Here is a 25,586-nt window from a genome sequence, read left to right as displayed (position 1 = left end):
GAGAAAGAGAAGAACGAGTCATGGCGGACGACCGTATCCCGGGCGGCGCCGGAAGGGACGGTCTGCCGTCGTCCCCCGGCGCCGAGCCGGTCGCTCCGGTCCCCGCCGTACGGCCGTTCCTGCTCACCGCCGGGCGGGTGGCGGGCACCGCGACCGGTCCACCGATCCCCGTCGAGACCCAGGTGGTCGCCACCGCCGCGGGTCTGGTCGCGCTGGACCGGCTCGCCTTCGAACGGCACGACATCGTTGCCGCTTGCAGGCAGCCGCAGTCCATCGCGGAACTGGCCGCCCGGCTGCGGCTGCACCTGAACGTGGTGCGGGTCCTCGCCGAGGACCTGCGTGCCGCGGGGCAGTTGGCGGTCCATGTGCCCGACACCGCCGACACCCATGACGCGTCCGTCCTGCGAAGGGTTATCGATGGCCTCCGCGCCATCCCCGACTCCCGGGGGGTACTCCGTGACACCGACTGAACCACTGGCCCGCGGCACGGCCGCCGGAACGGCCGTACGACCGCCGCTGCCGGTGAAGCTGGTGATCGCGGGCGGCTTCGGGGTCGGCAAGACCACGGCCGTCGGGGCGATCTCCGAGATCGAGCCGCTGACCACCGAGGCCGCCATCACCGAGGTCGCGGCGGGCGTGGACGACCTGTCGCTCACCCCGCGCAAGTCCACCACCACGGTGGCGATGGACTTCGGCTGCATCACCATCGACCCGACGCTGAAGCTGTACCTGTTCGGCACGCCCGGCCAGGAGCGGTTCGGGTTCATGTGGGACGACATCGTCGAGGGCGCGGTGGGCGCGCTGGTCATCGTCGACACCCGGCGCCTGGACGACTGTTACGCCGCCGTGGACTACTTCGAGCACAAGGGCGTCCCGTTCGCCGTGGCGATCAACGCCTTCGACGGGAAGGTCGAGCACCAGCTGGAGGAGGTCCGCTGGGCGCTCGACGTGTCCGAGGGCGTCCCGGTGCTGGTCTTCGACGCCCGGGAACGCGGCTCGGTGCGGGACGCGCTGCTCGTCGTACTCGAACAGGCGCTGGCCCGCACCGAAGGCTGAGAACCGTCAGCCGCCGCGGCGCACCCCGGGGGAGACCGTCAGCCGAGCCACCGCCCAGAAGACGCCGAGGGTGGCCAGGGCCATCACGGCGACCAGGGTGGCGCCGCCGACGGTCTTCTCGTAGTCGCGCTGGTAGAGGCCGTCGATGATGTAGCGGCCGAGGCCGCCGAAGCTGACGTACGCGGCGATGGTGGCCGTGGAGACGATCTGGATGGCCGCCGTGCGCAGTCCGCTCAGGATGAGCGGCAGCGCCATCGGCACCTCGACCCGGAACAGCACCTCGGCCTCGGCCATGCCCATGCCGCGGGCGGCGTCCACCGGGGCGGGGTCGACGGAGCGCATCGCCTCGTAGGTGGTGACCAGGATGGGCGGGACGGCGAGCACCACCAGGGGGATCATCACCGGTGCCATGCCGAGCCCGATCAGGATGAACATCAGCACCATCAGGCCGAAGCTGGGCAGCGCGCGGGCGGCGGTGGCGACGAGGGCGAGGGTGTTGCCGCCGCGTCCGGTGTGCCCCGTGACCAGGCCGATGGGCAGTCCCACGGCGGCGGCCATGCCGAGCGCCATCAGCGTGTACTGGATGTGTTCCAGGACGCGGGTGGGGATGCCGTCGTAGCCCTCCCAGTGGGCGCTGTCGCTGAAGAAGGCGTCGATGTGGTTGAGGAGGTTCACCGGGAGGCCGCCTTCACCAGGGTGTTCTTGCGGCCACCGCGCGGCATCCACGGGGTGAGAAGCACCCGCAGGCCGATGAGCAGGGCGTCCACGAGGATGGCGAGGACGGCGGTGCCGATGACGGAGAGCCAGATCAGGCGGGGCTGGTTGTAGATCAGGCCGCTGTTGAGCATGTTGCCGAGGGCGCCCGCGTTGCCGATCAGCATGCCGACGCTGACCAGGGAGATGCTGGAGACGGACGCGACCCGCAGCCCGGCGATGATGGCGGGCGCCGCGATCGGCAGCTGGACCTGGAGGTAGCGCCGTACGGGTCCGAAGCCCATGGCGGTGGCGGCGGCCAGGGTCTCCTGCGGCACCGACCGCACGCCGTCCACGATCGCCGGGATCAGTACGACGAGGCTGTACACGGCGAGCGGGATCATCACCGTCAGTTCGCTCAGGCCGGTGTAGTCGATGAGGACGACGAAGAAGGCGAGCGACGGGATGGCGTAGAGCACGGTCGTCACCCACAGCACGGGCGGGTAGAGCCAGCGCAGCCGTACGCACAGCTGGGCGAGCGGCAGCGACAGCAGCAGCCCGGCCAGCACCGGGAGCAGGGCTTCCCGCAGGTGCACCGCGACCAGTCCCCAGTAACTGTTCTGGAGATCGCTGGGCATGTCGAACAGGCCGTTCACCGGACGGCCTGCTCGCGCTGGACGGCGGAGGTGTCGGCGTGGGCGCCGCGGATGGCCTCGCCGATGGCCTGCTGGGAGACGACTCCGGCGGCGCGGCCCTCGGTGTCGACGGCGACGGCCCAGCCGGTCGGGGAGAGTACGGCGCAGTCGAGGGCGGAGCGCAGCGAGTCGGTGCCCGCCGTGAAGGGCCGTCCGCACGGCAGCAGCCGCTTCGGGTCGATGTTCCCGGCGGTCAGCCGGCCGGGTTCACTCCAGCCGAGGGGGCGGCCGTCGAGGCCGGTCACCAGCAGGTAGGGCACGTCCGGCGCGGTACGGGCGGCGATCTGCTCGGCGGTGGCGTCGACGGCGACGATCGGCCCGGTCAGCAGGTCGAGTCCGGCGGCGGGGAAGAAGGACAGCCGCCGGATGCCGCGGTCGGCGCCGAGGAAGTCCTCGACGAAGGCGTCGGCGGGGTCGGACAGCAGCTCGGCGGGGGGCGCGAACTGGGCGAGGTGGCCGCCGGTGCGCATCACGGCGACCATGGTGCCGAGCTTGACGGCCTCGTCGATGTCGTGGGTGACGAAGACGATGGTCTTGCCCAGCTCGTCCTGGATGCGCAGGAGTTCGTCCTGGAGGCCCTTGCGGACGACGGGGTCGACGGCGGAGAAGGGTTCGTCCATCAGCAGCACCGGCGGGTCGGCGGCGAGCGCCCGGGCCACGCCGACGCGTTGCTGCTGGCCGCCGGAGAGCTGGTAGGGGTAGCGCCGGGCCAGGGAGGCGTCGAGGCCGACGCGTTCCATGAGTTCGCGGGCCCGGCCGCGGGCCTTCTGCTTGCTCCAGCCGAGCAGGCGGGGCACGGTGGCGATGTTGTCGAGGATGGTGCGGTGCTGGAAGAGACCGGCGTTCTGGATGACGTAACCCATGGACCGGCGCAGGGTGTTGACCGGTTGCTGCTGGATGTCGGTGCCGTCCAGGAGGATCGTGCCCTCGCTGGGCTCGACCATCCGGTTGATCATGCGCAGGGTGGTCGTCTTGCCGCAGCCGGACGGGCCGACGAGGACCGTGATGGCACGGTCCGGTATCTCCAGGGAGAGCCGGTCGACCGCCACCGTGCCGTCCGGGTACCGCTTGGTGACTGAATCTATCCGTATCAAAACGCCGAATACCCTTCGGGTTTGGCCGTCGCTGCCCACTTTCACCGCACTCCGTGGGCCGTTGCGGGGAGAGTCTAGACCGGTACCGGCAGCCCGGGTGTACGCAGCACCCGCCGCCCCGCGTCGACTGCGTACACCTCGCAGCCGGGCCGAGCGGCCGCCCAGGCCACGCCCTCCTCCCCCATCGCGTACGCCGCGGTGGCGGTGGTGTCGGCCTCGGTGAGGGTCGGGGCGAGGACGGTGACGCTGAGCAGCCCGGTCGCCGGGCGTCCGGTGCGGCCGTCGACGATGTGGTCGCCGCGCTCGTAGCGGGCGGAGGTCGCCACCGCCCCGTCGGTGACCTGGAGGACCTGGCACAGCCGGCCGGCGTGTTCGGGGTGCCGTACCCCCACCCGCCAGGGCCCGCCCGCGACGACCACGTCTCCCCCGGCGTTGAGGCAGAAACGCGCCACCCCGGCGCCGGTGAGCAGTTCGGCGGCCCGCTGCACCGCCCAGCCCTTGACGACCGCGCAGGGGTCGAAGGCGCGGCCGGGCAGCCAGGCGTCGAAGGCGCCGCCGGTCGCCGCCCGGTACTCCTCGCACAGCCCGAGCACCTCGGCGAGGTCACCGCTCACCTCCGCGCGGCCGATCTCACCGCGGCCCAGGCGGGACACCTCGCTGTCCGGCTTGAAGGGGCTGAACCGCTCGTCCGCCTCGCGCAGCCAGGCGAACACGGCGTCACCGAGCGAGGCGGGGGCGCCGGGGCCGTCGACGCGCAGGGAGACCGGGAGGCCCATGACGTGTTCGACGCGGTGGGGCACGTCAGGAGCCCTTGGCGTCGAGGGCGGCCTGGAGGGACTCCCGGTAGCCGTCGCTGGTGACGGTGGCGCCGGAGACGGTGTCGACGTCGGCGCTCTGTGCCGCCAGCGTCTCTTCGATCAGGACGGGCACGGCGTCGGTGGTCTGCGGGTGGTTGGGCTGCTGGAGCATCCGGACGGCGCTGATGGTGTCGCCGTCGAAGGTCACCTCGACCTGGACGGGGCCCTTCTCGGTGTTCACGGTGGAGCCCGCGACGACCTCGGTGCCGGGCTCCGCGGGGGCGCTGGGGCTGGGCGCGGGCGCGGACGCGGTGGGCTGGGCGCCGACGTCGGTCGACGGGACGTACCGCCACACGGGGACCAGCCCCGCGACGGTCAGGACCAGGACGGGCAGTGCTCGCTTCATGTTCCTCTGTCCCCCTGTTCAACCGGCCAGGCTGAAGCGCTCGAAGTGGATCTGCGCCTTGGGCACGCCCAGTTCGCGCAGGCCGCGCCGGACGGCGCTGGTCATGCCGGGCGGGCCGCAGACGTAGACGTCGCGGTCGGTCACGTCGGGTACCAGGCGGGCCAGTTCGGCGGGGGTGAGCCGGTCGGGGGTCGCGGGTCCGGTGACGAGGTGGAGTTCGGCGCCCTTGGCGTGGGCGAGGTCGCGCAGTTCGTCGTGGAGGACGGCGTCCCCTTCGGTGGCCACCCGGTAGATGAGGACCGTGGGTCCGTCCAGTTCCTCCAGCAGGGCGCGGATCGGGGTGACGCCGACGCCGCCCGCGATGAGCAGGGTGCCGGGGCGGGTGCGGTGCAGGGTGGTGAAGGCGCCGTAGGGGCCCTCGGCGAAGACGCGGGTGCCGGGCCTGAGGTGGCGCAGGGCGGCGGAGCCGTCCCCGGCGGCCTTCGCGGTCAGCCTCAGGGTGCGGCCGTCGGGGGCGGCGGACAGGGAGTAGGGGTTCGCCTGCCACCAGCGGTCCTTCGTCAGGAACCGCCACAGGAAGAACTGGCCCGCCCGCGCGGGCAGCCGGTCGAGGTCGCGGCCGGTGATGTGGACGGAGACCACGTTGTCGTTCTCGGGTATGACGGCCGTGACCCGCAGTTGGTGGCGCCGGTTGCGCCACAGCGGCAGCAGCAGCCGTCCCAGGCACACCGCGCCGAGCGCGACGCCCCACAGGGTCCACCAGTAGGCCCGCGCGGCGGCCGAGGAGACGAACGTCGAACCGGTGGCCATCTGGTGGGAGAAGGCGAGGACGACGACGAGGTAGGTGTACAGGTGGGTGAAGTGCCAGGTCTCGTAGGCGAGTCGGCGCCGCGCCCAGCGCGCGGAGACCGTGCCGATGACGAGGAGGAGGCCCAGCGCGACGACCGCGCGGAGCACGCCCTCGGTGGTCTCGGCGAGATCGACCAGCTGGCTGACGGGGTCCATGCCGGTGCCCTCGGCGTAGCCGAAGGTGATGAACACGGCGTGGGTGAGGAGCGTCCACACCAGGGCGAAGCCGGTCCAGCGGTGCCAGAGGGTGAGCCGGTCCATGCCGATGCGGCGGTCCAGCCAGGGCAGCCGGGCCACCAGCAGCAGCTGGAACGCCATCAGCAGGGCGCCGTAGAGCCCGGCGAGGCGGCCGAGCACGATCAGGGCGTTGCCCGCGAAGCCCGCCTGGACGAAGAGGTACGTCACCACGGCCACGTTCGCGGCGAGCACGGCGTACAGGCCGGCGCGGGCGACCACCTTGGGGCGTATCGCGGCGGTCGGCGGCGCGGGGGGCGGGGAAAGGGTCGTCACGTGGGGCAGCTCCTCGGCAGGGGGTGTACTCCCGAGCTTGGCTGGCCGACCCTGTCGATCAGCTGTCATTCAACTTTCAAGTGGATATCGATGTGGTCCCGGGGACGCCCCGCCCCTCATCAGCCGACGCCCGGTGGCGCACCATGAGGCGGTGGAGAAAGTACGACTGCTCGTCGTGGACGACGACCCTCCGATCGCCGATCTCGTCGCGACGGTCGCCCGCTACGAGGGCTGGGAGGCGGTCACCGCGGGCAGCGGTGAGGAGGCGCTGCGCCGGGCCGCCGAGTTCCGGCCGGACATCGTGGTGCTCGACCTGATGCTGCCGGACGTGGACGGCTTCGGCGTGCTCGACCGGCTGCGCGCCACGGGCACGATGGTGCCGGTGGTCTTCCTCACCGCCCGCGACGGCGTCGCCGACCGGGTCGCGGGGCTGACCCGGGGTGGCGACGACTACCTGGTCAAGCCGTTCGCCGTGGAGGAGCTGATGGCGCGGCTGCGGACCGTGCTGCGGCGCAGCTCCGGTCCCGGCTTCCAGCGGTCCGTGCTGCGGGTCGGCGATCTGACGATGGACGAGGACACCCGCGAGGTGCGGCGCGGCGGCCGGGCGCTGACGCTCACCCCCACCGAGTACGAGGTGCTGCGCTATCTGCTGCGCAAGTCACCGACCGTGCTCACCAAGGCGCAGATCCTCGACCATGTGTGGGAGTACGGCTTCGGCGGGCGCTCCAACGTCGTCGAACTCGTCGTCAGCCGACTGCGCCGCAAGCTCGACGCCACCGGCCCGCCGCTGATCCACACCGTGCGCGGCTTCGGGTACGTCGTCCGGGAGGCCGGGGAGTGATCGCCCGGCTGCGGCGGACGTACCGGCGACTGCGTCTGGGCACCCGCCTCGCCCTCGGCCTCGGGGTGCTGTCGCTGCTGGTGTTCGCGGTCGTCGGGACCGCGCTGACGACGTACATGCGGGACTATCTGGAGCGCCAGCTCGGCGAACAGATGAAGCTGGTCCAGGTGGTGCAGTCCAAGGACGCCGCCACCCACGGCACGGTCACCAGGGAGCCGTACTACGGCTGGTACACCGCCGTCTACGACGTCACCGACGGCACCGCCGCACTGCGCAGGCCCGCCGACGTGCCGTCCGACACGGTCGCGCTGACCGCGCTCGCCACCGAGCGGGCGGGCACCGACGAGGAACTGGTGCGCACCGCGCACATCGACGGCGAGGGGACCTACCGGCTGCGCGCCTGCGAGGTCGACCCGGGAGTCGTCCTGGTCACGGCCGCGCCCATGGAGGGCGTCGAGGAGACCGTGGAGCAGCTGGTCACCGTGCAGGTGGTGGCGTTCGTGGCGGCGCTGGTGGCGCTGGTCGTGATCGGCCGGAAGATGCTGCGGCGGGGGCTGAAGCCGCTCAGCGACATCGCGCACACCGCGCACGGCATCGCCTCCCACGACCTGACCGAGTCGGCGGCCCGGCTGCCGCTGCGCGCGGCCGGACCGGGCGGCGGGCCCGAGGTGGAGGAGCTGCGGACCGCGTTCAACACCATGCTGGAGCACATCGACGACTCGCTCGCCGTCCGCGCCGAGGCCGAGCAGCGGCTGCGCCGGTTCGTCGCCGACGCCTCGCACGAGCTGCGCACCCCACTGATGTCGGTACGCGGCTACGCGGACCTGTTCCAGTACGCGGCCGCCAACGCGCCCGACGAACGCGACCGGCACCTGGCGCGGCTGCGCGGGGAGGCCGCGCGGATGGGCTTCCTCCTCGACGACCTGCTGCTGCTCGCCCGGCTCGACGCCGACGAGGTGGCGGCCCCGCTGCGGCTCACGGAGGCCGACCTGGTGGAGCTGGTGCGGGAGGCCGCCGACGCCTTCCGGGCCGCCCACCCCGGCCGCCCGCTGACGGTGCGGCTGCCGGAGGGGCCGGTACGGCTGTGCCTCGACGGCCCGCGCGTGCGACAGGTGCTCGACAACCTGCTGACCAACGCGGCCGTGCACACCCCGGCCGGGACCGAGGTGTGCGTGGCGGCCTCGGTCACGTCCGGGGCGGCACTGGTACGGGTCACCGACACCGGGCCGGGTATTCCGCCCGGGGACCGGGAACGGGTCTTCGACCGCTTCTACCGCGTCGACAAGGCCCGCAGCCGCGACCGGGGCGGCAGCGGGCTCGGCCTGTCGGTCGCCGCGTCCCTGGTCCGCGCGCACGGCGGCGACATCACCCTGACCTCCGAGCCGGGCGCCACGGAGTTCACCGTACGGCTCCCCCGCCGCTGACCTCAGCCGTCGGAGGCCGGCAGGGTGACCTCGAAGCGGCAGCCGCCGATGACGTTGCGTACGGCGGCCCGGCCCTGGTGGGCCTCGACGATGCCGCGCACGATGGCGAGGCCCAGACCGGCACCGGCGGGCGGGGTGCGGGCGTCGCTGCCGCGCCAGCCGGTGTCGAAGACGCGCGGCAGGTCCGCCTCCGGGATGCCGCCGCAGCCGTCGGTGACGGAGACCACGACACCGTCGGGACCGCGCTCGGCGGTCACCGCCACCGTGCCGTCGGCGGGGGTCCGGCGGATGGCGTTGACCAGCAGGTTGCCCAGGACCCGGCTCATCTCCTTGCCGTCGACCTCGACGGGGACCGCGTCGACCCGCTCGCCGACCAGGCGCACCCCGTGCTCCCGGGCGAGCGGGGCCGCGCCCGCGAGGGCGTCGCCTATCAGGTCGTACACCGAGATCCGGGCGGGGCTGAGGGCGAGGGCGCCCGCGTGGATGCGGGAGAGTTCGAACAGGTCGCCCACCATCACGTCGAGCCGCTCCACCTCGGCGCGCATCTGCCGCAGATAGCGCTGCGGGTCGGCGGCGACCCCGTCCTCCAGCGCCTCCGACATCGCGCGCAGCCCGGCGAGCGGGGTGCGCAGATCGTGGGAGATCCAGGCGACGAGTTCCCGCCGTGAGGTCTCCAGGGCCCGTTCGCGGTCCCGGGACTCGGCGAGGCGGCGGCTGGTGTCCTCCAGCTCCCGGCTGAGCGCGGCCAGTTCGGCGGTGGCCGGGCCGACGGGGGAGGTGAAGTCGCCGCCGTCGCCGAAGGAGCGGGCGGCGAGGGCGAGGTCGCGGCTGCGGGCGACGACCCAGCGGCCGAGCAGCAGGGCCGTGCCCAGGGACACCACCGCGGCCATCGCGACCACGGTGGTCACCACGGTCAGGTCGTGCGAGGACAGGAACATGGCCTGGGCGACCGCGAGCGTCCCGGCGAGCATCGCGCCGACGGCCACCCCGACCACCACGGACAGGTGCGCGATCAGCGAACGACGCCGGATCAGCATCAGCACGCAGGCACCGAGAATCCCGGCGGCGGCGGCACCGAGAAAGGCGAAGAAGGCGATGAGGAGGGTGTCGTTCACGGCTGCCGCTCCCCCGCCGCCCCCGGCACCTCAACGGCGTCGAACCGGTAACCGACCCCCCAGACCGTCTGGATGAACCGCGGCCGGGCCGGATCGTCCTCCACCTTGCCGCGCAGCCGACGGACGTGCACGGTCACCGTCGACAGATCACCGAAGTCCCAGCCCCACACCTCGCTCATCAGCTCCTCCCGGCTGAACGCCCGCCCGGGATGCCGCAGGAAGAACGCCAGCAGATCGAACTCCCGCGTCGTCAAGGAGAGTTCGGTGCCGCCCTTCAGCGCCCGCCGGGCGGCCGGGTCGACGGTGAGCCCGGCTCTGCTCAGCGTGTCCGAGGGCTGCCCCGCCGGACGGGCCCTGCGCAGCACGGAACCGACCCGCAGGACCAGCTCGCGCGGGCTGAACGGCTTGGTGACGTAGTCGTCGGCACCGACCTCCAGACCGAGGATGCGGTCGTCCTCGTCACCGCGCGCGGTGAGCATGATCACCGGCACGGGGCCGCGTCCCCGCATCCGACGGCACACCTCCAGGCCGTCCATGCCGGGCAGCATCAGGTCGAGGACGACCAGATCCGGCCAGTGCGCCGACGCCCGCGCGAGGGCGTCCGGCCCGTCCACGGCAAGATCCACGACATACCCGGCCCGGTCCAGATACCCGGACACGACCTCGGCGACGGTGGGATCGTCATCGACGACCAGCACCCGCGCCCCCGACCCCCCACTCAACTGCTGCTCCATCCGGCCAGCCTCGCATCCCAGCCCTCGCACCGCGGCCCCCGGCCCCGGATGTCCCGGATTCGTAAGGAAGCCCCCCGCCCGGCTACCGCATCCGCCCTAGCTGCGTCGCGCAACGCCCTCACGGTCACCGCACGCCGCTCCCCATCCCCGCCAACCAGTCGTCCACCGGTCCCAGGGTCACCATCCCGCTCCCCGCGCCCGCCAGTTCCCCCGAGGCGGGACGAAGCCAGCCGTACGCCCGCGGCAACGCCGCCCGGTCACCGAGGCGCCGCGCCGCAGCGATCTGGAGACAGCACAATGCCTCGTACATCAGATCCGGCGGCGGCTCAGGAAGCGCCCGCACCACCTCGCCGTCCCGCCCCACAAGCGCCTCCGCCCAGGCCCGGTACGGCCCCCAGTCCGCCTCGACATCGACCTCCGGATCGGCGCCCGCCACCAGCCGCAGGCACAGAAGCGCCAACGGCAACAACCCCCGCTCCACGCCGGGCATACCCGCACCGTCCAGCCGACCGGCAGCCGCCCGATACGCGGACTCCGCCCGCTCCGGCGCCCCCGTCGCGGCGGTCCGCAGCGCCCGGTACCACTCCGTGAAGACCCCGACCAACGAGAGTTCATGCCGATCCGCAAGCCGATCCGCCGCCTCGGCATGCGCGTCGGCACCCCCGAAGTCACCCCGAGCCGACAGCGCCTGGACCCGCACGAGATGCCCGAGCACCTCGTACGTCACCAGCCCGGTACGCGCCCCCAGCCCCACCAGCTCCGCCCCGATGCGATCACGCCGCCCGGCGAGCCCCGCCCGCGTGCAGGACTGCATGAACACACCGTTGAGGGCGAAGGCGAGCAGGCCCGGGTCGTCGAGCCGCCGCGCGAGCGCCTCCGCCTCGGCGGCGGCACGCGGCCCCCGGGCCGAACGCACACCGCGCGTCTCCACGGCGACCGTGGCGAGCAGACGGCACCGCACGGCGTCCCGGGCGGAACCCGACGGCAACGCCGCGAGGGTGCGTTCGGCGGCCGCGACCAGCCGCGCGGACGCCTCCGGGTCATCGGACCGGGTCCAGATCGCGGGCACGTCGTACGCGCCGATGATGCGCGCGGTGAGTTCGGCGTCGCCGTACTCCTCCGCTGCGGCGACGGCCGCGAGCCGGGTCTCCTGGGCGGCCCGCAGCCCGCTGCCGCCGGTCACCGCCAGACTGCGGATCAGACCGACCGTGGACTCCAGCCGGGCCCGGGCACCGGTGGCCACCGTGCGGTCGTACGCCGCCGCCGTCCGCTCCCACAGCCGCGCCGCCGTGCCGGCGGGCCCGCCGGGCGCGTCCAGGCGCGGATGCCGGGCGAGGATGTCGGCCTCCAGACGGCTCAGCTCGGGCCCGGGGTCAAGGCCGAGCCGCCCGGCGAGTTCCCCGCGCCCCCGGCGCAGCACGGCCAGCGCGTCCGGCTGCCGCCCGGTCCGGTACAGCGCGAGGGCCAGCAGCCGCAGCGCCTCCTCCCGCCACGGGTGCTCGGTGAGATGGGCCTGGAGGTCGGGCACCGCCTCGGCGGCCCGCCCCGCGCCGAGCCGGGCCGCCGCCAGCTGCTCCACCGCACCCAGCCGCAGCTCACCGAGGCGGGCCCGCTCCGCGCGGGTCCAGTCGGCGTCGGCGAAGTCGGCGTAGGCGGGGCCGCGCCACAGGGCGAGGGCGGCGCCGAGCCGTTCGGCGGCCCGCTCGGGCGGCAGCCCGGCGGCGGCGCCCACGGCCGCCTCGAAACGCCAGGCGTCCACGTCGTCCGGCTCGGCGCGCAGGGCGTACCCGGGGCCCTCGGTGACCAGCAGCCGGGCGGGCGCGCGGGGCGGCCGGTCCGGTTCCAGGACCCGGCGCAGATCACCGACGAAGGTCCGTACGGCTCCCACGGCGCCCGTCGGCGGCTCCGGCCACAGGTCGTCGATCAGCAGGCCGACGGGCACGGTCCGGCGGCGGGCCACCAGCAGCCGGGCCAGGACCGCCCGGTGCCGGGGGCCCTTCAGGGCGAGGGCGGTGCCGCCGCGCTCGGCCGTGACCGGCCCGAGCACCCCGAACGCGACTCGCCCCATGCCCCTGCCTCACCTTCCCGGCCGTCGCCGCACTGATCGTCGTACTGATTGTCCGCTGATCCGGCACCGGCAGGCTCGTCGTGTCCGTCACCGGCGCCCGAGAGGAAAGCGCACCCCATGACCACCGACCCCCTGTCCATCCCCGGTTTCGAGCAGCACCACGTCCCCGTCGCCGACGGCGTCGCGCTGCACGCCGCGGTCGGCGGCTCCGGCAGTCCCGTCGTCCTGCTGCACGGCTTCCCGCAGACGCACCTGATGTGGCGGCACGTCGCCGCCGACCTCGCGGCCGACCACACCGTCATCTGTCCCGACCTGCGCGGCTACGGCGCCAGCGACAAGCCCGCCGAAGCGGCGGAAGGGACGGCGGACGGGTCGGCGTACAGCAAGCGCACCATGGCGCGGGACGTCGTGGCGCTGGCCCGTGCCCTCGGCCACGACCGGTTCGCCCTGGCGGGCCACGACCGCGGCGCGCTGGTCGCCTTCCGCGCCGGGCTCGACCACCCGGAGACCGTCACCCACCTGGCGCTGCTGGACATCGTGCCCACGCTGGACATGTGGGACGTGCTGCACGGCACGAGCGCGGCGGTCGGCTTCCACCTGTATCTGATGGCGCAGCCGCCCGGCCTGCCCGAGGCGATGATCGGTGCCGCGCCGGACGTGTTCTTCGGCCACTTCCTCGACCTGTGGACCCGCGACCCCGGTGCGGTGCCCGCCGAGGTGCGCGCCGCCTACCTGCGGGCCTGCCGGGAGGCGGTGCCGTCGATCGTCGCGGACTACCGGGCCTCGGCGGGCATCGACGTCGAGCACGACGAGGCGGACCGCGCCGCCGGGACGACGCTGCGGATGCCGGTGACCGTGCTCCAGCAGGACTGGGGCGCCGCCCTCGGCTACGACGCCACCGCGCTGTGGCGGGCCTGGGCGCCTGACCTGGTGCACTCGACCGTCACCTGCGGCCACTTCATGGCCGAGGAGGACCCGGCGGAGGTGACCAGGGCCCTGCGCGCGCTGCTGGCGCGCTGAGCGCCACCGCCCGGTCGCCCCTCCAGGGGCTACCGGGCACCCACGTCGCCCTCCCGCTGACGCTGCCGCGTCGGCCACCGGACACCGAGGCGTCACACCGGCGGGGAACATTGCCGCCGTCCCCCTCGCCCCGCGCTCCCCCGCGCCCTGCGTCCGTCCGCCCCCGCACCCCGGCGGGCGACCCGTGGAAGGACGACGTACGCCGTGTCCCAGCTCCGGATCGACCACGCCCTGACCGCGCCGCTCCCCACCGCCGTCCGCTCCCCGAGGGCCGCCCGGCTGGTCCGCCGGACCCTGACCGTGGCCCCGCTGCTGCTCATCGGGGGGTGGGCGGTGGCCGACTGGCCCTCGATGCGGGGCGGCGCGGCCCGCCTCGCCGCCGCCGACCCGGGCTGGCTGCTGGCCGCCGCCCTGTTCACCTGCCTGGGCTGGGTGGTCGCCTCGCTGGTCCGGCAGGGCGCGCTTCCGGAGCGGCTGCCGCCGGGTCTCCTGCTCGCCTCGCAGTTCGCGGCGGGCGCCGCCAACCATGTGCTCCCGGCGAGCCTCGGCGCGCATGCCGTCACCTTGCGTTTCCTGACCCGCCAGGGCGTCCCGCCGGCCCGGGCCACCGCGTCGCTCGCCCTCTACGCGCTGGTCAGGCCGGTGGCGAAAATCCTGGTCCTGCTGGTCTTCCTGCTCGCCTTCCCGGAGCCGCTGCGGCTCGCCACGCCGGCCCCCGACACCCGGACGGTGGCCCTGGGCGCCGGGGGCGTGCTGGCCGCGCTCGCCACCGCCGTGCTGCTGTTCGTCCTGGTGCGCCCGCTGCGCCGCCCCGCCGTGGGCTTCCTGCGGACCGCCCTGACCGACGCGCGGCTGCTGCACACCCGCCCCAGCCGGGTCCTCGCCCTGTGGGGCGGGGCCGCGGCCACCCCGCTGGTCCAGGGCAGTGTGATCGCCACGGTCGGCTTCTCGCTGGGTCTGCCGCTGACCTGGGCGGAGGTGGTCCTCGCGCTGCTGCTGGCCAGCACCGCGGTGGGCGCCGTACCGGCTCCGGGCGGCATCGGGCCGGTGGACGCGGCGCTGGTGGTCACGATGGCCGCGTTCGGCGCCCCGGTCGGCCTCGCCACGGCGACCGTGATCGCCTACCGCGTCCTGACGGTGTGGGTTCCCCTGCTGCCGGGCGCCCTGGTGCTGTCGGCCCTGGTCCAGCGGAAGGTGCTGTGAGGGACGGCGGGGCCAGGGCGCTGGTCGGCGTCAGTCCCGCGGCGCCAGCCGCAGGGAGATGCTGTTGATGCAGTACCGCTGGTCGGTCGGGGTCGGGTAGCCCTCGCCCTCGAAGACGTGCCCGAGGTGCGAACCGCAGCGCGCGCAGCGCACCTCGGTGCGGACCATGCCGTGGGAGCGGTCCTCCAGCAGTTCCACGGCGTCGCTGTCCTTCGGGTCGAAGAACGACGGCCAGCCGCAGTGCGACTCGAACTTGGTGTCCGAGGTGAACAGTTCGGCGCCGCAGGCCCGGCAGGAGTAGACGCCCTCGGTCTTGGTGTCGGTGTACTCACCGGTGAAGGCGGGCTCCGTCCCGGCCTGCCGCAGTACGGCGTACTCGGCCGGGGACAGCTCCGCCCGCCACTGCTCGTCCGGCTTCTCGACGTCGTACGACATGTGCCTCAGCCCCTTACTCAGACAGGCGGTCCAGGATGCGCGGTCCGAGGTCGGTGACGTCGCCCGCGCCCATGGTCAGAACCAGATCACCGGCCCCGGCCATTCCCGCCACCACGTCGGGCACCTCGGCCTTGTCGTGGACGGCGGTCACGTCGGCGCCCGCCGCGCGGGCCGCGTCGATGATCAGGGCGCTGGTGACGCCGGGGACCGGGTCCTCGCGGGCCGGGTAGATGTCCAGGACGACGGAGGCGTCGGCGAGGGCCAGCGCCTGCCCCATCTCCTTGCCCAGCTCCTGGGTGCGGGAGAAGAGGTGGGGCTGGAAGACCACCAGGATGCGGGCGTCCCCGGCGGCGGCGCGCATCGCCTCCAGGTCGGCGGTCATCTCGGTCGGGTGGTGCGCGTAGGAGTCGATGACCTGCACCCCGGCGGCCTCGCCCTTGAGCTGGAGCCGCCGCTTGACGCCCGTGTACGCGGCCAGGGCGGGGGCCAGCTCGGTGGCCGGGATGCCGAGGGCGGCGCCCGCGGCGAGCGCGGCGACCGCGTTGTGCGCGTAGTGGCGGCCGGGCACGGAGACGGTGAAGGTCAGCTCGGCGCCGTCCAGCACCACGGTGACCTCGCTCCTGAGGCCCTGCGGTACGACGGACAGGACGCGTACGTCGGCGTCGTCGGCCTCTCCGTACGTCACCGTCCGCACCGCTCCGGCCAGCCGCCGGGTCAGTTCGCGCGCGCCCTCGTGGTCGGCGGAGATCACCAGGGTGCCGCCGGGGACGATCCGGCCCGCGAAGGTCTCGAAGGACTCGTAGATCTCGTCCATGGACGCGTAGTTGGCGTGGTGGTCGAGTTCGACGTTGAGGACGATGGCGACCTCGGGGGCGTACTTGTGGAAGCTCCGGTCGCTTTCGTCCGCCTCGGCCACGAAGATCTCGCCCTGGCCGTGCAGGGCGTTGGAGCCGGGGGCGTCGAGGTCGCCGCCGATGGCGTACGACGGCTTCAGGCCCAGTTCGCCGAGGGAGACCGCCAGCATCGAGGTGGTGGTGGTCTTGCCGTGGGTGCCCGCGACGGCGATCGGGCGCAGGCCGTCCATCAGCGCGGCCAGCGCGTCGGAGCGGTGCACCACCGGGATGCCCAGCTCGGCGGCGCGGGCCAGCTCGGGGTTGTCGGCGCGGATCGCGGAGGAGACGACGACACAGCTGGCGTCGTCGGCGAGGTGCGCGGCGGCGTGCCCGATGTGCACGGTGACGCCCAGCGCGCGCAGCGCCTCGGCGGTCTCGGAGTCCTTGGCGTCGCTGCCCGCGACCGCGGCCCCGCGCTGGGCGAGGATCTTGGCGATCCCCGACATTCCGGCGCCGCCGATGCCGATGAAGTGCGGTCGGTCCATGGCGGTAGGAAGGCCGGGTGCCATGCGTGTATCTCCCAGGATGCGGTACATGCGGTACGGGCGTGCGGTCGAAGCGTACGAGACGGCGTAAGAGACGAAGCGTAGAAGACCGGGCCCCAGCCTAGGGGGTGGGGCCCGTCGCGCTGGGCGCCGTACGTCACGCCTTGCTGTGCGAGAACAGCTTCAGCACCGGCACCCCCACCTTGTGGCGGGCCCGCGAGGCCCAGTCGCGGTGGAAGAACTCCTCCACGTAGTGCGGGTCGGTGAGCACGATCACCTCGTCGGCGCCGGTCTCCTCGACGAGCTTCTTCAGCGCGTCCAGGGGGTGGTCCTCGACCAGCCGTCCCTCCGCCGCGCTCCCGGAGGCGCGCAGGGCGGTGAGGGACACCTCCAGGGCCTGCTGTCCGACGCTCTTCGCCTCCTCGCCCTCGGGGGTCTCCCCCTCGCGCACGGCCTCGTCGAGTTCGCCGAGCGCCACGTCGTCGATGGCCCGCAGCAGCCGGTCGGCCTGCTCGCCGCGTGGTTGGAGCAGCACGTGGAAGGCGACCGACTCATCACCGTGCAAGGTGGTGACGAATTCCACGTCAGCGGATGTCAGGGCCTTCTCGATCATCAGAACGCTTGTGAACACCAGACGCCCTTCTCCTTCGAGGACCCACGGGCCCTCATCTCCTGCGTGGGCCGCTGCCGGGCCCTGCGGAAACCATCCTGCCCCGAGTTCGCACGGGGCGTGCGAGTCCTAGTCTGCCCACCGGAAGCTAACCGGAACGACACATTCCGCCGATTTGGCACCGTCCGTCAGACCCGGTGGTAGCGACTGAACAGGAACCCGCGCTCCTCCAGCAGGGACGCCAGCTCGAAGCGGTGCGGCACCGCCACCGACGGCCCCCCGGCGATCCGCTGCGCGTCACCCGCGGTCAGCATCGGCGAGACGGTCAGGCACAGCTCGTCCAGCACCTCGGCCGCCACCAGCTGTCCGAGCAGCCGGGGGCCGCCCTCGGTCAGCAGCCGGGTGTGCCCCAGCTCGGCGAGCGCGCGCACCGCCCGCGCGGGGTCCACGCCCATCCCGTCACCGGCGATCACCACCCTGGCCCCGGCCTTCTCGGCGGCCGCGATCCGGCCGGGGGCCGCCGCCGCGCCGGTGAGGACGACCGTGGGCACCAGGGGCGAGGTGAACAGCGGCAGCGACCAGTCCAGCGCCAGACTGGCACTGACCACCGCGATCGCCGCGGCCGGTGCCTGCCCCGCCGCCTCCCGCAGCGCCGCGAACTCCGCACGCGCGCGTGCCGGGCGGTAGCCCTCCTGGCGTACCGTTTCGGCGCCGACCAGGACCACGTCGGCCAGCGCCCGCAGGGTGCCGAAGATCCGCATGTCGGTCGCGTCGGAGATGGGCTGCGAACGGCCGTCGTGCTGCGCCGCCCCGTCCAGCGTGGAGACCATGTTGGCCCGCAGCCACACCCGGGGACCACCCGGCCCCGGTTCGGCCTCCGGATAGGCGTAGGCGGCGGCCAGCTCGTCGAGGCTCCACTCACGGTCGACGGAGGCCGGGGGCACTGTCTGGTCGGTCGCCGGCCGGTCGGTCGCTGTCTGGTCGGTCACAGGGAACAGGCGTCGCATGACGTGCAGTGTTCCACGCGGCTTAGCATGGGGAACCGTGTCGTCCTCCACTCCCGGTCCCACCGCCCCCGGCATCGGCCCCGCCGCCGATACCGCCCCGCTGTCCCTGTGCGCGCGAGAGCCGCACGTCCCCGCGGACCGGCTCGTCGCCGAGATGGTGCCGCCGCCGCGGTTCGACTCGGTGCGGTTCGGCACCTACATACCGGACCCGAACCAGCCCAGCCAGAGCGAGGCCGTGAGGGTCCTGGAGGGCTTCGCCGCCGGGCTCGGCGGGGCGGGCGCGACCGGCACCGGCAGGCGCGGCCTCTTCGGCCTCGGCAGGGCGAAGGCCAAGCCCGCCACCGGCCCCCGCGGCGTCTACCTCGACGGCGGCTACGGCGTCGGCAAGACCCATCTGCTGGCCTCCCTGTGGCACGCCACCCCGGCCGAACCCGCGCTCAAGGCGTTCGGCACCTTCGTGGAGCTGACCAACCTGGTCGGCGCCCTCGGCTTCCAGCAGACCGTGCGCACCCTGTCCGGCCACCGCCTGCTGTGCATCGACGAGTTCGAGCTGGACGACCCCGGCGACACGGTCCTGGTCTCGACCCTCCTCGGCAAGCTGGTGGACGCGGGTGTCGCGCTCGCCGCCACCTCCAACACCCTGCCCGGCAAGCTCGGCGAGGGCCGCTTCGCCGCCGCCGACTTCCTGCGCGAGATCCAGGGCCTGTCCGCGCACTTCCGCGCGCTGCGCATCGACGGCGAGGACTACCGCCACCGCGGTCTGCCCGAGGCCCCGCCGCCGTTCACCGACGAGCAGGTGACCAAGGCGGCCTACGCCACCGAGGGCGCCGCCCTCGACGACTTCCCGCGGCTGCTCGACCACCTCGCCAAGGTCCACCCCAGCCGGTACGGCGCCCTCACCGACGGCCTGCGGGCGGTCTGCCTCACCGATGTCCGCCCGGTCCCGGACCAGTCGACGGCCCTGCGCCTGGTGGTCCTCGCGGACCGGCTCTACGACCGTGAGGTCCCGGTGCTGGCCTCCGGACTGCCGTTCGACCAGCTGTTCAGCGAGGAGATGCTGAAGGGCGGGTACCGCAAGAAGTACTTCCGCGCGATCTCCCGCCTGACCGCGCTGGCCCGGGACGCGGGCCGCCTCGTCCAGCACGGGTAGGCAGGGCGGGGCAGGCAGGGCGGGGCAGGCAGGGCCGTGGGCAGGCAGGGCCGTGGGCAGGCAGGGCCGTGGGCAGGCCCGGCCGGACCATGGCCCTGGGGCCGGGCCGGGCATATCGTTGCAGCAGTAGCAAAACCCTCGCTACGGACCTCTGGGCAAGGAGGCCGTCATGCTGGAGGAACTGCTGACGGTGGCCGTGGTGACCGGTTCCGCGGGCGCGGTGTACTTCGCCGCGGCGGCCCGGGTCGTCAAGCAGTACGAGCGCGGGGTGGTGCTCCGCCTCGGACGGCTGCGGGGCGCCGTGCGCCCGCCCGGCCTCACGCTGATCGTCCCGGCGGTGGACCACCTCCACAAGGTCAACATGCAGATCGTGACGATGCCCGTGCCCGCCCAGGAGGGCATCACCCGCGACAACGTCACGGTCAAGGTGGACGCGGTCGTGTACTTCAAGGTCGTGGACGCGGCGGCGGCGATCATCAACGTCGAGGACTACCGCTTCGCGGTCTCCCAGATGGCGCAGACCTCGCTGCGGTCGATCATCGGCAAGAGCGACCTCGACGACCTGCTGTCCAACCGCGAGAAGCTCAACCAGGGCCTGGAGCTGATGATCGACTCCCCGGCGGTCGGCTGGGGCGTGCAGATCGACCGCGTGGAGATCAAGGACGTGTCCCTGCCGGACACCATGAAGCGCTCCATGGCCCGGCAGGCGGAGGCCGACCGGGAGCGGCGGGCGCGGGTCATCAACGCCGACGCGGAACTCCAGGCGTCGAAGAAGCTCGCCGAGGCGGCGCAGCAGATGTCGGAGCAGCCCGCCGCCCTCCAGCTGCGGCTGCTCCAGACGGTGGTGGCGGTGGCCGCCGAGAAGAACTCGACGCTGGTGCTGCCCTTCCCGGTGGAGCTGCTGCGCTTCCTGGAGAAGGCCCACCAGCAGCCGTCCCAGGGGCAGCTGACCCCGCGTCAGGAGTGACCCGCGCTACGCGCGTGGTTCCCGTGGCCCACGGCAGGTGGTAGACCGGGCGGCGACACAGTCCTGTCCGCCAGCAGGAAGGTTCGCCATGTCCGAGACGCCAGCCTCCGTGAGCCGCCGTCGGCTGCTCGCCCGTTCCGGCGCCGTGGGCGCCGGTATCGCGTTCTCCGGGGCCCTCACGGAGGTCTTCGCCGGTACCGCCGCCGCGCGGGGCCTGGGCGAGCGGGGCTACGGCCCGCTCGTCCCCGACCCGAGCGGGCTGCTCGACCTGCCGAAAGGTTTCCGTTACCGGGTGCTCTCCCGCGAGGGCGACCCGCTGCGCTCCGGCGAGGGCCGGGTCCCCTCGAACCACGACGGCATGGCGGCCTTCGGCGGCCGTCACGGCCGGGTCCACCTCGTCCGCAACCACGAGAACCGCCCCACCGCCGCGATCCGGGTCCCGCCCGTCGAGGGCCTGACCTACGACCCGGCGGGCGCGGGCGGCTGTACGGCGCTGACGCTGGACGCCGGCGGGGCCGTACGCTCCGAACGGGTCGCGATCGCCGGTACCGCCGTCAACTGCGCGGGCGGCCCGACCCCTTGGGGCACCTGGCTGACCTGCGAGGAGACCGAGGACAAGGCGGGCACGAACGGCTACACCAAGGACCACGGCTTCATCTTCGAGACCGACCCGGTGGACCCGCGCCGCACCGGCGCCGTCCCGCTGACCTCGATGGGCCGCTTCCAGCACGAGGCGATCGCGGTCGATCCGCGCAGCGGTGTCGTCTACGAGACCGAGGACGCCTTCCAGCGCCCCTTCGGCCTGTTCTACCGCTTCCTGCCCGACCGCCCGCTCGGCGGCACCGGCTCGCTGCGCGCGGGCGGGCGCCTCCAGGCGATGCGGGTCCCCGGCCTGCCCGACCTGTCCTCCGTCCAGGAGCCGGGCGCCCGCTTCGGCGGCGTCGAGTGGGTGGACGTACCGGACCCGCTGGCCGTCGGGACGCCGATCCGCCTCCAGGACTTCGGCCCGCGCGGCATCACCCACGCGCAGAAGCTGGAGGGCTGCTACTGGGGCGGGCGCAGCGTGTACTTCGTGTCGTCGTACGCGCGCAGCGCCGAGGGCTCGGCCGCCGACCACTTCGGCCAGATCTGGCGCTACGACCCGGCGGGCCGCCGGCTCACCCTGGTCGTCGTCTTCGGCCCGGACACCGGCGTCCAGCTGCCCGGGGAGTCGCCCGACAACATCTGCCTCGCCCCCAGTGGCGGCCTGATGGTCTGCGAGGACGGCGGCGGCGCCCAGCACGTCTACGGCGTCACCCGGCGCGGCGAGGTCTACGCCCTGGCCCGCAACCGCCAGAACCTGGGGACCGAGGAGGAACCGGAGTGGGGCGAGTTCGCGGGCGTCACCTTCTCCCCCGACGGCTCGACGATGTACGTCAACTGCTACACCCCCGGCACGACCTTCGCGGTCACCGGCCCCTGGGCGGGACAGCCAGGCAGGTGACCCGACCGCCGCGTCACCCCCAACCGGAAGACTGATCATCGTACTTTCATACGGTGATCAGTCAGGTACGCAAGGTCATCACCGTCGCTCTCCTGGGCGCCGCCGCCCTCACCGCCTGCGGCACCCAGGAGGCACCCCGCTCGGCCCCGCCGCCCCCGTCCGCCCCGGTGTCCCGGCCGCCCACGCTGGCCCCGGGCCCCGCCGGGCTGACCCCGGTCTTCTCCCACGGCCCCCGCACCCGCGACAAGGTCGTCGCCCTCACCTTCGACGCCGACATGACCGCGGACCAGGGGCCGCGGGCGGCGGCCGGGGAACGGTTCGACCACCCGGAGCTGATCGCGGCGCTGCGGACGCTGAAGGTCCCGGCCACCGTGTTCATGACCGGCCGCTGGGCCGAGGAGTACCCGGTCCAGGCCCGCGCCATCGGCCGCGAACCGCTCTTCGAGATCGCCAACCACTCCTACAGCCACCACGCCTTCACCGCCGACTGCCACGGCCTGCCCACCCTCCCCGCGGACCGGATGCGGGCGGACGTGGAGCGTGCGTTCGCCGCCTTCCGCACGGTGGGCGTGCCCGACGCGATGCCCTACTTCCGCTTCCCCGGCGGCTGCTACGACCGCCAGGCGCTGCGGGCGGTGAGCGCCACCGGGCTCACCGCCGTGCAGTGGGACGTGGTGGGCGGCGACGCGTTCGCCACGGACGCGGACGCGGTGGCCCGCCAGGTGCTGGACGGCGTGCGCCCCGGCTCCGTCGTCGTCCTGCACTGCACCCGCAGCGCCGCCCCCACGACCGAACGCGCCCTGCGCCGGATCGTGCCGGAGCTGCGCGCCGAGGGCTACCGCTTCGTGAAGGTGTCGGAGCTGATCGGGGCCGCGGGGGAACAGGGCTGAACGGCTTGCGCCCGGGCCTGCGGTACAGGTGGGGTCCCTCCGCACGAGACAGGACCCGGCGGACCGCCTGCTCGGGGTGATGTCCGTCCTCCCTGGCACACTGGGGTGCGTGAGCCAGGACAGTCCGCCCGTGAACGACAGCCCCTTCCGCCATGAGTCCACCGACCGCGACCAGGCACCGCAGTTCGTGCTGCCGCTGGTCGCGCGGATCGAGCGGGCCGCGCCGCCCGCGCGGACCGACGCGCTTCAGACGGCCGCCCGCGCGGTGCTGGTGATGCTGGCCGACGAGCGGTCGCTGGGCGAGGGCGAGTGGGCGCGGGCGATGCGGGACTGGCAGGACGCCCGGATCCGCAAGGTGGTGCGGCGGGCGCGCGGCGCCGAGTGGCGCCGGGCCGAGGCGCTGCCCGGCATCACGGTCACCGGGAAGTCCGCCGAGGTGCGTGTCTTCCCGCCGGTGCCGCTGGACGGCTGGCCCAGGGACCTGGCCCGGCTCCAGGTCTCCGGCACCGACCTGGACGACCCCGAGGCCCCGGCCCCCGCCGACCCCGGCACCCCAGTGCTGTGGCTCAGTCCCGAGGTGGAGATGTCGGCGGGCAAGGCGATGGCACAGGCCGGGCACGGCGCACAGCTCGCCTGGTGGGAGCTGTCCGGCGAGGAGCGCGCAGCCTGGCGGGACGCGGGCTTCCCGCTCGCCGTCCGCACCGCCGACCCGGCCGACTGGCCCGCGCTCACCACCGGCGGCCTGCCCGTGGTCCGCGACGCGGGCTTCACGGAGATCGCCCCCGGCAGCTGCACGGTCGTCGCCGACCACCCGGCGCTGCGGCGCTGAGCCCGCGGGGGCGCGGGGGCGCGGGCCAACCTCAAATGTTCCTCTGAAGGCGGCCGTCGCGGGATTCGGGCGCCGTCACGGTGGGCCATACCCCCGGGGAAGGTGCCACAGGAGGGGGGACGGGCCATGGAACGGCTGGGTACGGGGATCGGGTGGCGGCCGGAGATCGCGGACGCCGTGGCGGGCATGCCGGGCGTGGACTGGGTCGAGGTCGTCGCCGAGAACGTCTGCCCCGGTCATCTGCCGGAGCCCCTGCTGCGGCTGCGCGAGCGCGGGGTGACGGTCGTCCCGCACGGGGTCTCCCTCGGTCTCGGCGGCGCGGACCGGCCGGACGCGGGGCGGCTGGCCGCGCTGGCGCAGCGGGCCGGGGCGCTGGGGTCGCCGCTGGTCACCGAGCACATCGCGTTCGTCCGCGCGGGCGGGCCGCTCACCGCCTCGCCGCGTCTGGAGGCGGGCCACCTGCTGCCGGTGCCGCGCACCCGGGACGCCCTCGACGTGCTCTGCGAGAACATCCGCGTCGCCCAGGACGCGCTGCCCGTGCCGCTCGCCGTGGAGAACATCGCCGCGCTGTTCTCCTGGCCGGGCGAGGAGATGACACAGGGCCAGTTCCTCTACGACCTCGCCGACCGCACCGGCGTACGCCTCCTCATCGACGTGGCGAACCTCCACACCAACCACGTCAACCGCGGCGAGGACCCCGCCGAGGCGCTCGCCGAACTCCCGCTGGAGGCCATCGCGTACGTCCATGTCGCGGGCGGCTTCCAGCGCGACGGCGTCTGGCACGACAGCCACGCCCACCCGGTGCCGCGGCCGGTCCTCGACATCCTGACCGACCTCGCCTCCCGGGTCCGCCCGCCGGGCGTCCTGCTGGAACGCGACGAGAACTTCCCCGGACCGGCGGAGCTGGAGCGGGAGCTGACGGCGATCGGGGAGGCGGTGGCGAAGGGGGGCGCCCCGGCGCGCCCGGCACCGGAGCGGGACCGCGGGACCGCGCCGGCCGCCGGACCCGGGGACGCCGAGCGGGCCCGGGAACGCCTCGCCCTCCGCCAGACCGCCCTGCTGTCCGCGCTGGTCGCGGGCACCCCGGCACCCGAGGGCTTCGACGGGGCGCGGCTGCGCGTGCAGGCACGGGCCCTCGCCGCCAAGCGGGCGGACGTGGTGGCCAAGGTCGCGCCGGAGCTGCCGGGCATCCTCGGTGCCGACTACCGGGACGCCTTCCTCGCCTACGCCCACGCCCACCCCATGACCGGCGGCTACCGGCGCGACGCCCTCGACTTCGCCGAGGAACTGCTGGCGGCGGGACGGCCGCGGCCCGCGCGGGTGCGACGGGAGTTGCGGCAGTGGTGGCGGGAGCGCTCGGGACCGGCGCCGCGCCCCCGGTGGCGGGGCCGCCGGAACGTCACATACCGGCAACGCTGATGCCCGGATGGTGAGAGGGGTGTGGCCAATCCCAGGCCCTTGGCATAGAAACACGGCATGTTCTGGGTCCTGCTCCTGCTGCCCGCCTGGGTCGTCGCCGGTGTGGCGTGTACGCGGTTGTGCCTGGCCGCCGTGCGCGCGGCGGCGGTGGACACGGCACCGGGCCGGGCACACGAACTGACGCTCTACGAGGCCGCCTTCCTCTCCGGCGGTCCCGCGCGGGTCGCCGATCTGACCCTGGTGTCGATGGCCCGCCAGCGCCGGCTGCTGCTCGCCCGTACCGGCTGGGCCACGGTCGTCGACCCACGCGGGCGCGACGACATCGAACGGTCGGTGATAGGGGCGATCGGCCCGGACGGTCAGTCCCGCATCGCGCCGGTGCGCACCGCGACGGCCGCCGCCGACCCGGTGCGCGGCCTGGCCGACCGGCTGGTGCGCGCGGGCCTCGCCGTGCCCGACGGGGGGCGTACGACGGTCGCGTCCGGAATCCGCCAGGTGCGGCTGGCCGCGGCGGTCGTCCTGGCGCTGGGGGTGGTGGCGCTGCTGACGCCCCCGGGGCTGCTGCCGGGGGCCGCGGGGGCCGCCCATACGCCGCGCCCGCTGATCGCCCTGTGGTTCGCGCTGCCCCTCACCCTCACCCTGAGCTGTCTGGTCATCGCGCGCATCGAGGCGCACCCGTACTCGCGCTGGGCCTCGCCCGCCGGGCAGCGGCTGCTGGGCGCGCTGGCCCGGCACAGCGCCCGGGGCATCGACGACCGCTCCTACCTGGCCACGGTCGCCGTGCGCGGCGTCCGGGCGGTCGGCGAGCCGGACCTGCGGGCGGCCTTCGCCGACCGTGGGCAGTACGCACGCGACTGACCGTCAGGTCCGTCGGGGGCGCACGGGGAGCATTGGCGCCGACACCCGCGCTCGG

At 74.0% G+C, this 25,586-nt stretch carries 26 protein-coding genes; 13 read left to right on the top strand and 13 right to left on the bottom strand.

Annotated features, from left to right (window positions below; genetic code table 11):
* Positions 1-20: 20 nt before the first annotated feature.
* Together KBY47_RS14920 and KBY47_RS14915 are read left to right on the top strand one after the other, a co-directional pair.
* Positions 21-470: a DUF742 domain-containing protein gene (locus KBY47_RS14920; protein WP_210921577.1), complete on the top strand. Its 450-nt coding sequence runs from the start codon at positions 21-23 to the stop codon at positions 468-470.
* Positions 457-1,056, top strand: coding sequence for an ATP/GTP-binding protein (locus KBY47_RS14915; protein ID WP_210921576.1), 600 nt, complete (start codon positions 457-459; stop codon positions 1,054-1,056). The genes KBY47_RS14920 and KBY47_RS14915 overlap by 14 nt, the downstream gene beginning before the upstream one ends.
* A gap of 6 nt (positions 1,057-1,062) precedes the next feature.
* On the opposite strand, the gene KBY47_RS14910 is transcribed toward KBY47_RS14915, so the two are convergent.
* The 6 genes from KBY47_RS14910 to KBY47_RS14885 all read right to left on the bottom strand — a co-directional run bounded on the left by KBY47_RS14910 (position 1,063) and on the right by KBY47_RS14885 (position 6,100).
* A complete protein-coding gene (locus KBY47_RS14910; RefSeq protein ID WP_210921575.1) occupies positions 1,063-1,731 on the bottom strand; it encodes an ABC transporter permease in 669 nt (222 codons plus the stop codon).
* Positions 1,728-2,405 (bottom strand): ABC transporter permease, encoded by a 678-nt coding sequence (locus tag KBY47_RS14905; RefSeq protein WP_210921574.1) that lies wholly within the window; start codon positions 2,403-2,405, stop codon positions 1,728-1,730. The genes KBY47_RS14910 and KBY47_RS14905 overlap by 4 nt, the downstream gene beginning before the upstream one ends.
* Positions 2,402-3,538 (bottom strand): ABC transporter ATP-binding protein, encoded by a 1,137-nt coding sequence (locus KBY47_RS14900; protein WP_210921573.1) that lies wholly within the window; start codon positions 3,536-3,538, stop codon positions 2,402-2,404. The genes KBY47_RS14905 and KBY47_RS14900 overlap by 4 nt, the downstream gene beginning before the upstream one ends.
* Before the next feature lie 74 nt (positions 3,539-3,612).
* Positions 3,613-4,314, bottom strand: coding sequence for an FAD:protein FMN transferase (locus tag KBY47_RS14895; RefSeq protein ID WP_210921612.1), 702 nt, complete (start codon positions 4,312-4,314; stop codon positions 3,613-3,615).
* A 25-nt stretch (positions 4,315-4,339) separates the two neighbouring features.
* Positions 4,340-4,741 carry an FMN-binding protein gene (locus tag KBY47_RS14890; protein ID WP_210921572.1) on the bottom strand — a complete coding sequence of 134 codons (402 nt, stop codon included), beginning with the start codon at positions 4,739-4,741 and terminating at the stop codon, positions 4,340-4,342.
* Positions 4,742-4,759: 18 nt separating this feature from the next.
* The gene (locus KBY47_RS14885) at positions 4,760-6,100 is read right to left on the bottom strand and encodes a ferric reductase-like transmembrane domain-containing protein (protein ID WP_210921571.1); all 1,341 of its coding nucleotides are present in this window, start codon (positions 6,098-6,100) and stop codon (positions 4,760-4,762) included.
* A gap of 151 nt (positions 6,101-6,251) precedes the next feature.
* On the opposite strand from KBY47_RS14885, the gene KBY47_RS14880 reads away from it, so the two are divergent.
* Together KBY47_RS14880 and KBY47_RS14875 are read left to right on the top strand one after the other, a co-directional pair.
* Positions 6,252-6,941 carry a response regulator transcription factor gene (locus tag KBY47_RS14880; protein WP_210921570.1) on the top strand — a complete coding sequence of 230 codons (690 nt, stop codon included), beginning with the start codon at positions 6,252-6,254 and terminating at the stop codon, positions 6,939-6,941.
* Positions 6,938-8,365, top strand: coding sequence for a cell wall metabolism sensor histidine kinase WalK (locus KBY47_RS14875; protein ID WP_210921569.1), 1,428 nt, complete (start codon positions 6,938-6,940; stop codon positions 8,363-8,365). Before KBY47_RS14880 ends, KBY47_RS14875 begins: the two co-directional genes overlap by 4 nt.
* A gap of 2 nt (positions 8,366-8,367) precedes the next feature.
* Here KBY47_RS14875 and KBY47_RS14870 read toward each other — a convergent pair whose 3' ends face one another.
* The 3 genes from KBY47_RS14870 to KBY47_RS14860 form a co-directional block, all read right to left on the bottom strand.
* A complete protein-coding gene (locus KBY47_RS14870; RefSeq protein ID WP_210921568.1) occupies positions 8,368-9,480 on the bottom strand; it encodes a sensor histidine kinase KdpD in 1,113 nt (370 codons plus the stop codon).
* Entirely contained in the window at positions 9,477-10,214 is a 738-nt protein-coding gene (locus KBY47_RS14865; RefSeq protein ID WP_210921567.1) for a response regulator transcription factor, read from the bottom strand. Before KBY47_RS14865 ends, KBY47_RS14870 begins: the two co-directional genes overlap by 4 nt.
* Positions 10,215-10,338: 124 nt before the next feature.
* The gene (locus KBY47_RS14860; protein ID WP_210921566.1) at positions 10,339-12,282 is read right to left on the bottom strand and encodes a BTAD domain-containing putative transcriptional regulator; all 1,944 of its coding nucleotides are present in this window, start codon (positions 12,280-12,282) and stop codon (positions 10,339-10,341) included.
* A gap of 117 nt (positions 12,283-12,399) precedes the next feature.
* Here KBY47_RS14860 and KBY47_RS14855 point away from each other — a divergent pair, with 117 nt between their 5' ends.
* Together KBY47_RS14855 and KBY47_RS14850 are read left to right on the top strand one after the other, a co-directional pair.
* Positions 12,400-13,302, top strand: a complete 903-nt coding sequence (locus KBY47_RS14855) for an alpha/beta fold hydrolase (protein ID WP_210921565.1) — start codon at positions 12,400-12,402, stop codon at positions 13,300-13,302.
* A 204-nt stretch (positions 13,303-13,506) separates the two neighbouring features.
* A complete protein-coding gene (locus KBY47_RS14850) occupies positions 13,507-14,505 on the top strand; it encodes a lysylphosphatidylglycerol synthase transmembrane domain-containing protein (RefSeq protein ID WP_308405159.1) in 999 nt (332 codons plus the stop codon).
* A gap of 30 nt (positions 14,506-14,535) precedes the next feature.
* Here KBY47_RS14850 and msrB read toward each other — a convergent pair whose 3' ends face one another.
* From msrB to KBY47_RS14830, 4 genes are all read right to left on the bottom strand, one after another.
* Positions 14,536-14,940, bottom strand: coding sequence for a peptide-methionine (R)-S-oxide reductase MsrB (gene msrB / locus KBY47_RS14845; protein ID WP_210921564.1), 405 nt, complete (start codon positions 14,938-14,940; stop codon positions 14,536-14,538).
* Positions 14,941-14,953: 13 nt separating this feature from the next.
* Positions 14,954-16,342 carry a UDP-N-acetylmuramate--L-alanine ligase gene (gene murC / locus KBY47_RS14840; protein ID WP_210921563.1) on the bottom strand — a complete coding sequence of 463 codons (1,389 nt, stop codon included), beginning with the start codon at positions 16,340-16,342 and terminating at the stop codon, positions 14,954-14,956.
* A gap of 133 nt (positions 16,343-16,475) precedes the next feature.
* Positions 16,476-16,949 carry an indole-3-glycerol phosphate synthase gene (locus KBY47_RS14835; RefSeq protein WP_210921562.1) on the bottom strand — a complete coding sequence of 158 codons (474 nt, stop codon included), beginning with the start codon at positions 16,947-16,949 and terminating at the stop codon, positions 16,476-16,478.
* A 167-nt stretch (positions 16,950-17,116) separates the two neighbouring features.
* On the bottom strand, positions 17,117-17,935 hold the full coding sequence (locus KBY47_RS14830; protein ID WP_210921561.1) for a pyrimidine reductase family protein: 819 nt from the start codon (positions 17,933-17,935) through the stop codon (positions 17,117-17,119).
* 37 nt (positions 17,936-17,972) lie between these two features.
* Between KBY47_RS14830 and zapE the strand changes: the two genes are divergently transcribed.
* From zapE to KBY47_RS14795, 7 genes are all read left to right on the top strand, one after another.
* A complete protein-coding gene (zapE, locus tag KBY47_RS14825; RefSeq protein ID WP_210921560.1) occupies positions 17,973-19,085 on the top strand; it encodes a cell division protein ZapE in 1,113 nt (370 codons plus the stop codon).
* 169 nt (positions 19,086-19,254) lie between these two features.
* A complete protein-coding gene (locus KBY47_RS14820; protein ID WP_210921559.1) occupies positions 19,255-20,052 on the top strand; it encodes a slipin family protein in 798 nt (265 codons plus the stop codon).
* 88 nt (positions 20,053-20,140) lie between these two features.
* Positions 20,141-21,535, top strand: a complete 1,395-nt coding sequence (locus KBY47_RS14815) for an alkaline phosphatase PhoX (protein ID WP_210921558.1) — start codon at positions 20,141-20,143, stop codon at positions 21,533-21,535.
* Positions 21,536-21,588: 53 nt separating this feature from the next.
* A complete protein-coding gene (locus KBY47_RS14810; RefSeq protein WP_210921557.1) occupies positions 21,589-22,425 on the top strand; it encodes a polysaccharide deacetylase family protein in 837 nt (278 codons plus the stop codon).
* A gap of 79 nt (positions 22,426-22,504) precedes the next feature.
* Entirely contained in the window at positions 22,505-23,254 is a 750-nt protein-coding gene (locus KBY47_RS14805) for a peptidyl-tRNA hydrolase (protein WP_210921556.1), read from the top strand.
* Between the two features lie 126 nt (positions 23,255-23,380).
* Positions 23,381-24,673 carry a DUF692 domain-containing protein gene (locus KBY47_RS14800; protein WP_210921555.1) on the top strand — a complete coding sequence of 431 codons (1,293 nt, stop codon included), beginning with the start codon at positions 23,381-23,383 and terminating at the stop codon, positions 24,671-24,673.
* A 57-nt stretch (positions 24,674-24,730) separates the two neighbouring features.
* Positions 24,731-25,531 carry a TIGR04222 domain-containing membrane protein gene (locus tag KBY47_RS14795; protein ID WP_210921554.1) on the top strand — a complete coding sequence of 267 codons (801 nt, stop codon included), beginning with the start codon at positions 24,731-24,733 and terminating at the stop codon, positions 25,529-25,531.
* Positions 25,532-25,586 lie beyond the last annotated feature (55 nt).

It is taken from the genome of Streptomyces sp. B93 (assembly GCF_018070565.1).
GTDB lineage: Bacteria > Actinomycetota > Actinomycetes > Streptomycetales > Streptomycetaceae > Streptomyces.
This window is presented reverse-complemented; position numbering and strand designations above follow the sequence as displayed.

Bases quoted from the DNA above. Each gene is read 5' to 3' on its own strand.
- KBY47_RS14855 (WP_210921565.1), top strand. From the start codon at position 12,400: ATGACCACCGACCCCCTGTCCATCCCCGGTTTCGAGCAGCACCACGTC.
- KBY47_RS14815 (WP_210921558.1), top strand. From the start codon at position 20,141: ATGTCCGAGACGCCAGCCTCCGTGAGCCGCCGTCGGCTGCTCGCCCGT.
- KBY47_RS14920 (WP_210921577.1), top strand. From the start codon at position 21: ATGGCGGACGACCGTATCCCGGGCGGCGCCGGAAGGGACGGTCTGCCG.
- KBY47_RS14895 (WP_210921612.1), bottom strand. From the start codon at position 4,314: ATGGGCCTCCCGGTCTCCCTGCGCGTCGACGGCCCCGGCGCCCCCGCC.
- KBY47_RS14800 (WP_210921555.1), top strand. From the start codon at position 23,381: ATGGAACGGCTGGGTACGGGGATCGGGTGGCGGCCGGAGATCGCGGAC.
- msrB (WP_210921564.1), bottom strand. From the start codon at position 14,940: ATGTCGTACGACGTCGAGAAGCCGGACGAGCAGTGGCGGGCGGAGCTG.
- KBY47_RS14860 (WP_210921566.1), bottom strand. From the start codon at position 12,282: ATGGGGCGAGTCGCGTTCGGGGTGCTCGGGCCGGTCACGGCCGAGCGC.
- KBY47_RS14795 (WP_210921554.1), top strand. From the start codon at position 24,731: ATGTTCTGGGTCCTGCTCCTGCTGCCCGCCTGGGTCGTCGCCGGTGTG.
- KBY47_RS14865 (WP_210921567.1), bottom strand. From the start codon at position 10,214: ATGGAGCAGCAGTTGAGTGGGGGGTCGGGGGCGCGGGTGCTGGTCGTC.
- KBY47_RS14890 (WP_210921572.1), bottom strand. From the start codon at position 4,741: ATGAAGCGAGCACTGCCCGTCCTGGTCCTGACCGTCGCGGGGCTGGTC.
- KBY47_RS14830 (WP_210921561.1), bottom strand. From the start codon at position 17,935: ATGCGACGCCTGTTCCCTGTGACCGACCAGACAGCGACCGACCGGCCG.
- KBY47_RS14820 (WP_210921559.1), top strand. From the start codon at position 19,255: ATGCTGGAGGAACTGCTGACGGTGGCCGTGGTGACCGGTTCCGCGGGC.
- KBY47_RS14805 (WP_210921556.1), top strand. From the start codon at position 22,505: ATGTCCGTCCTCCCTGGCACACTGGGGTGCGTGAGCCAGGACAGTCCG.
- murC (WP_210921563.1), bottom strand. From the start codon at position 16,342: ATGGCACCCGGCCTTCCTACCGCCATGGACCGACCGCACTTCATCGGC.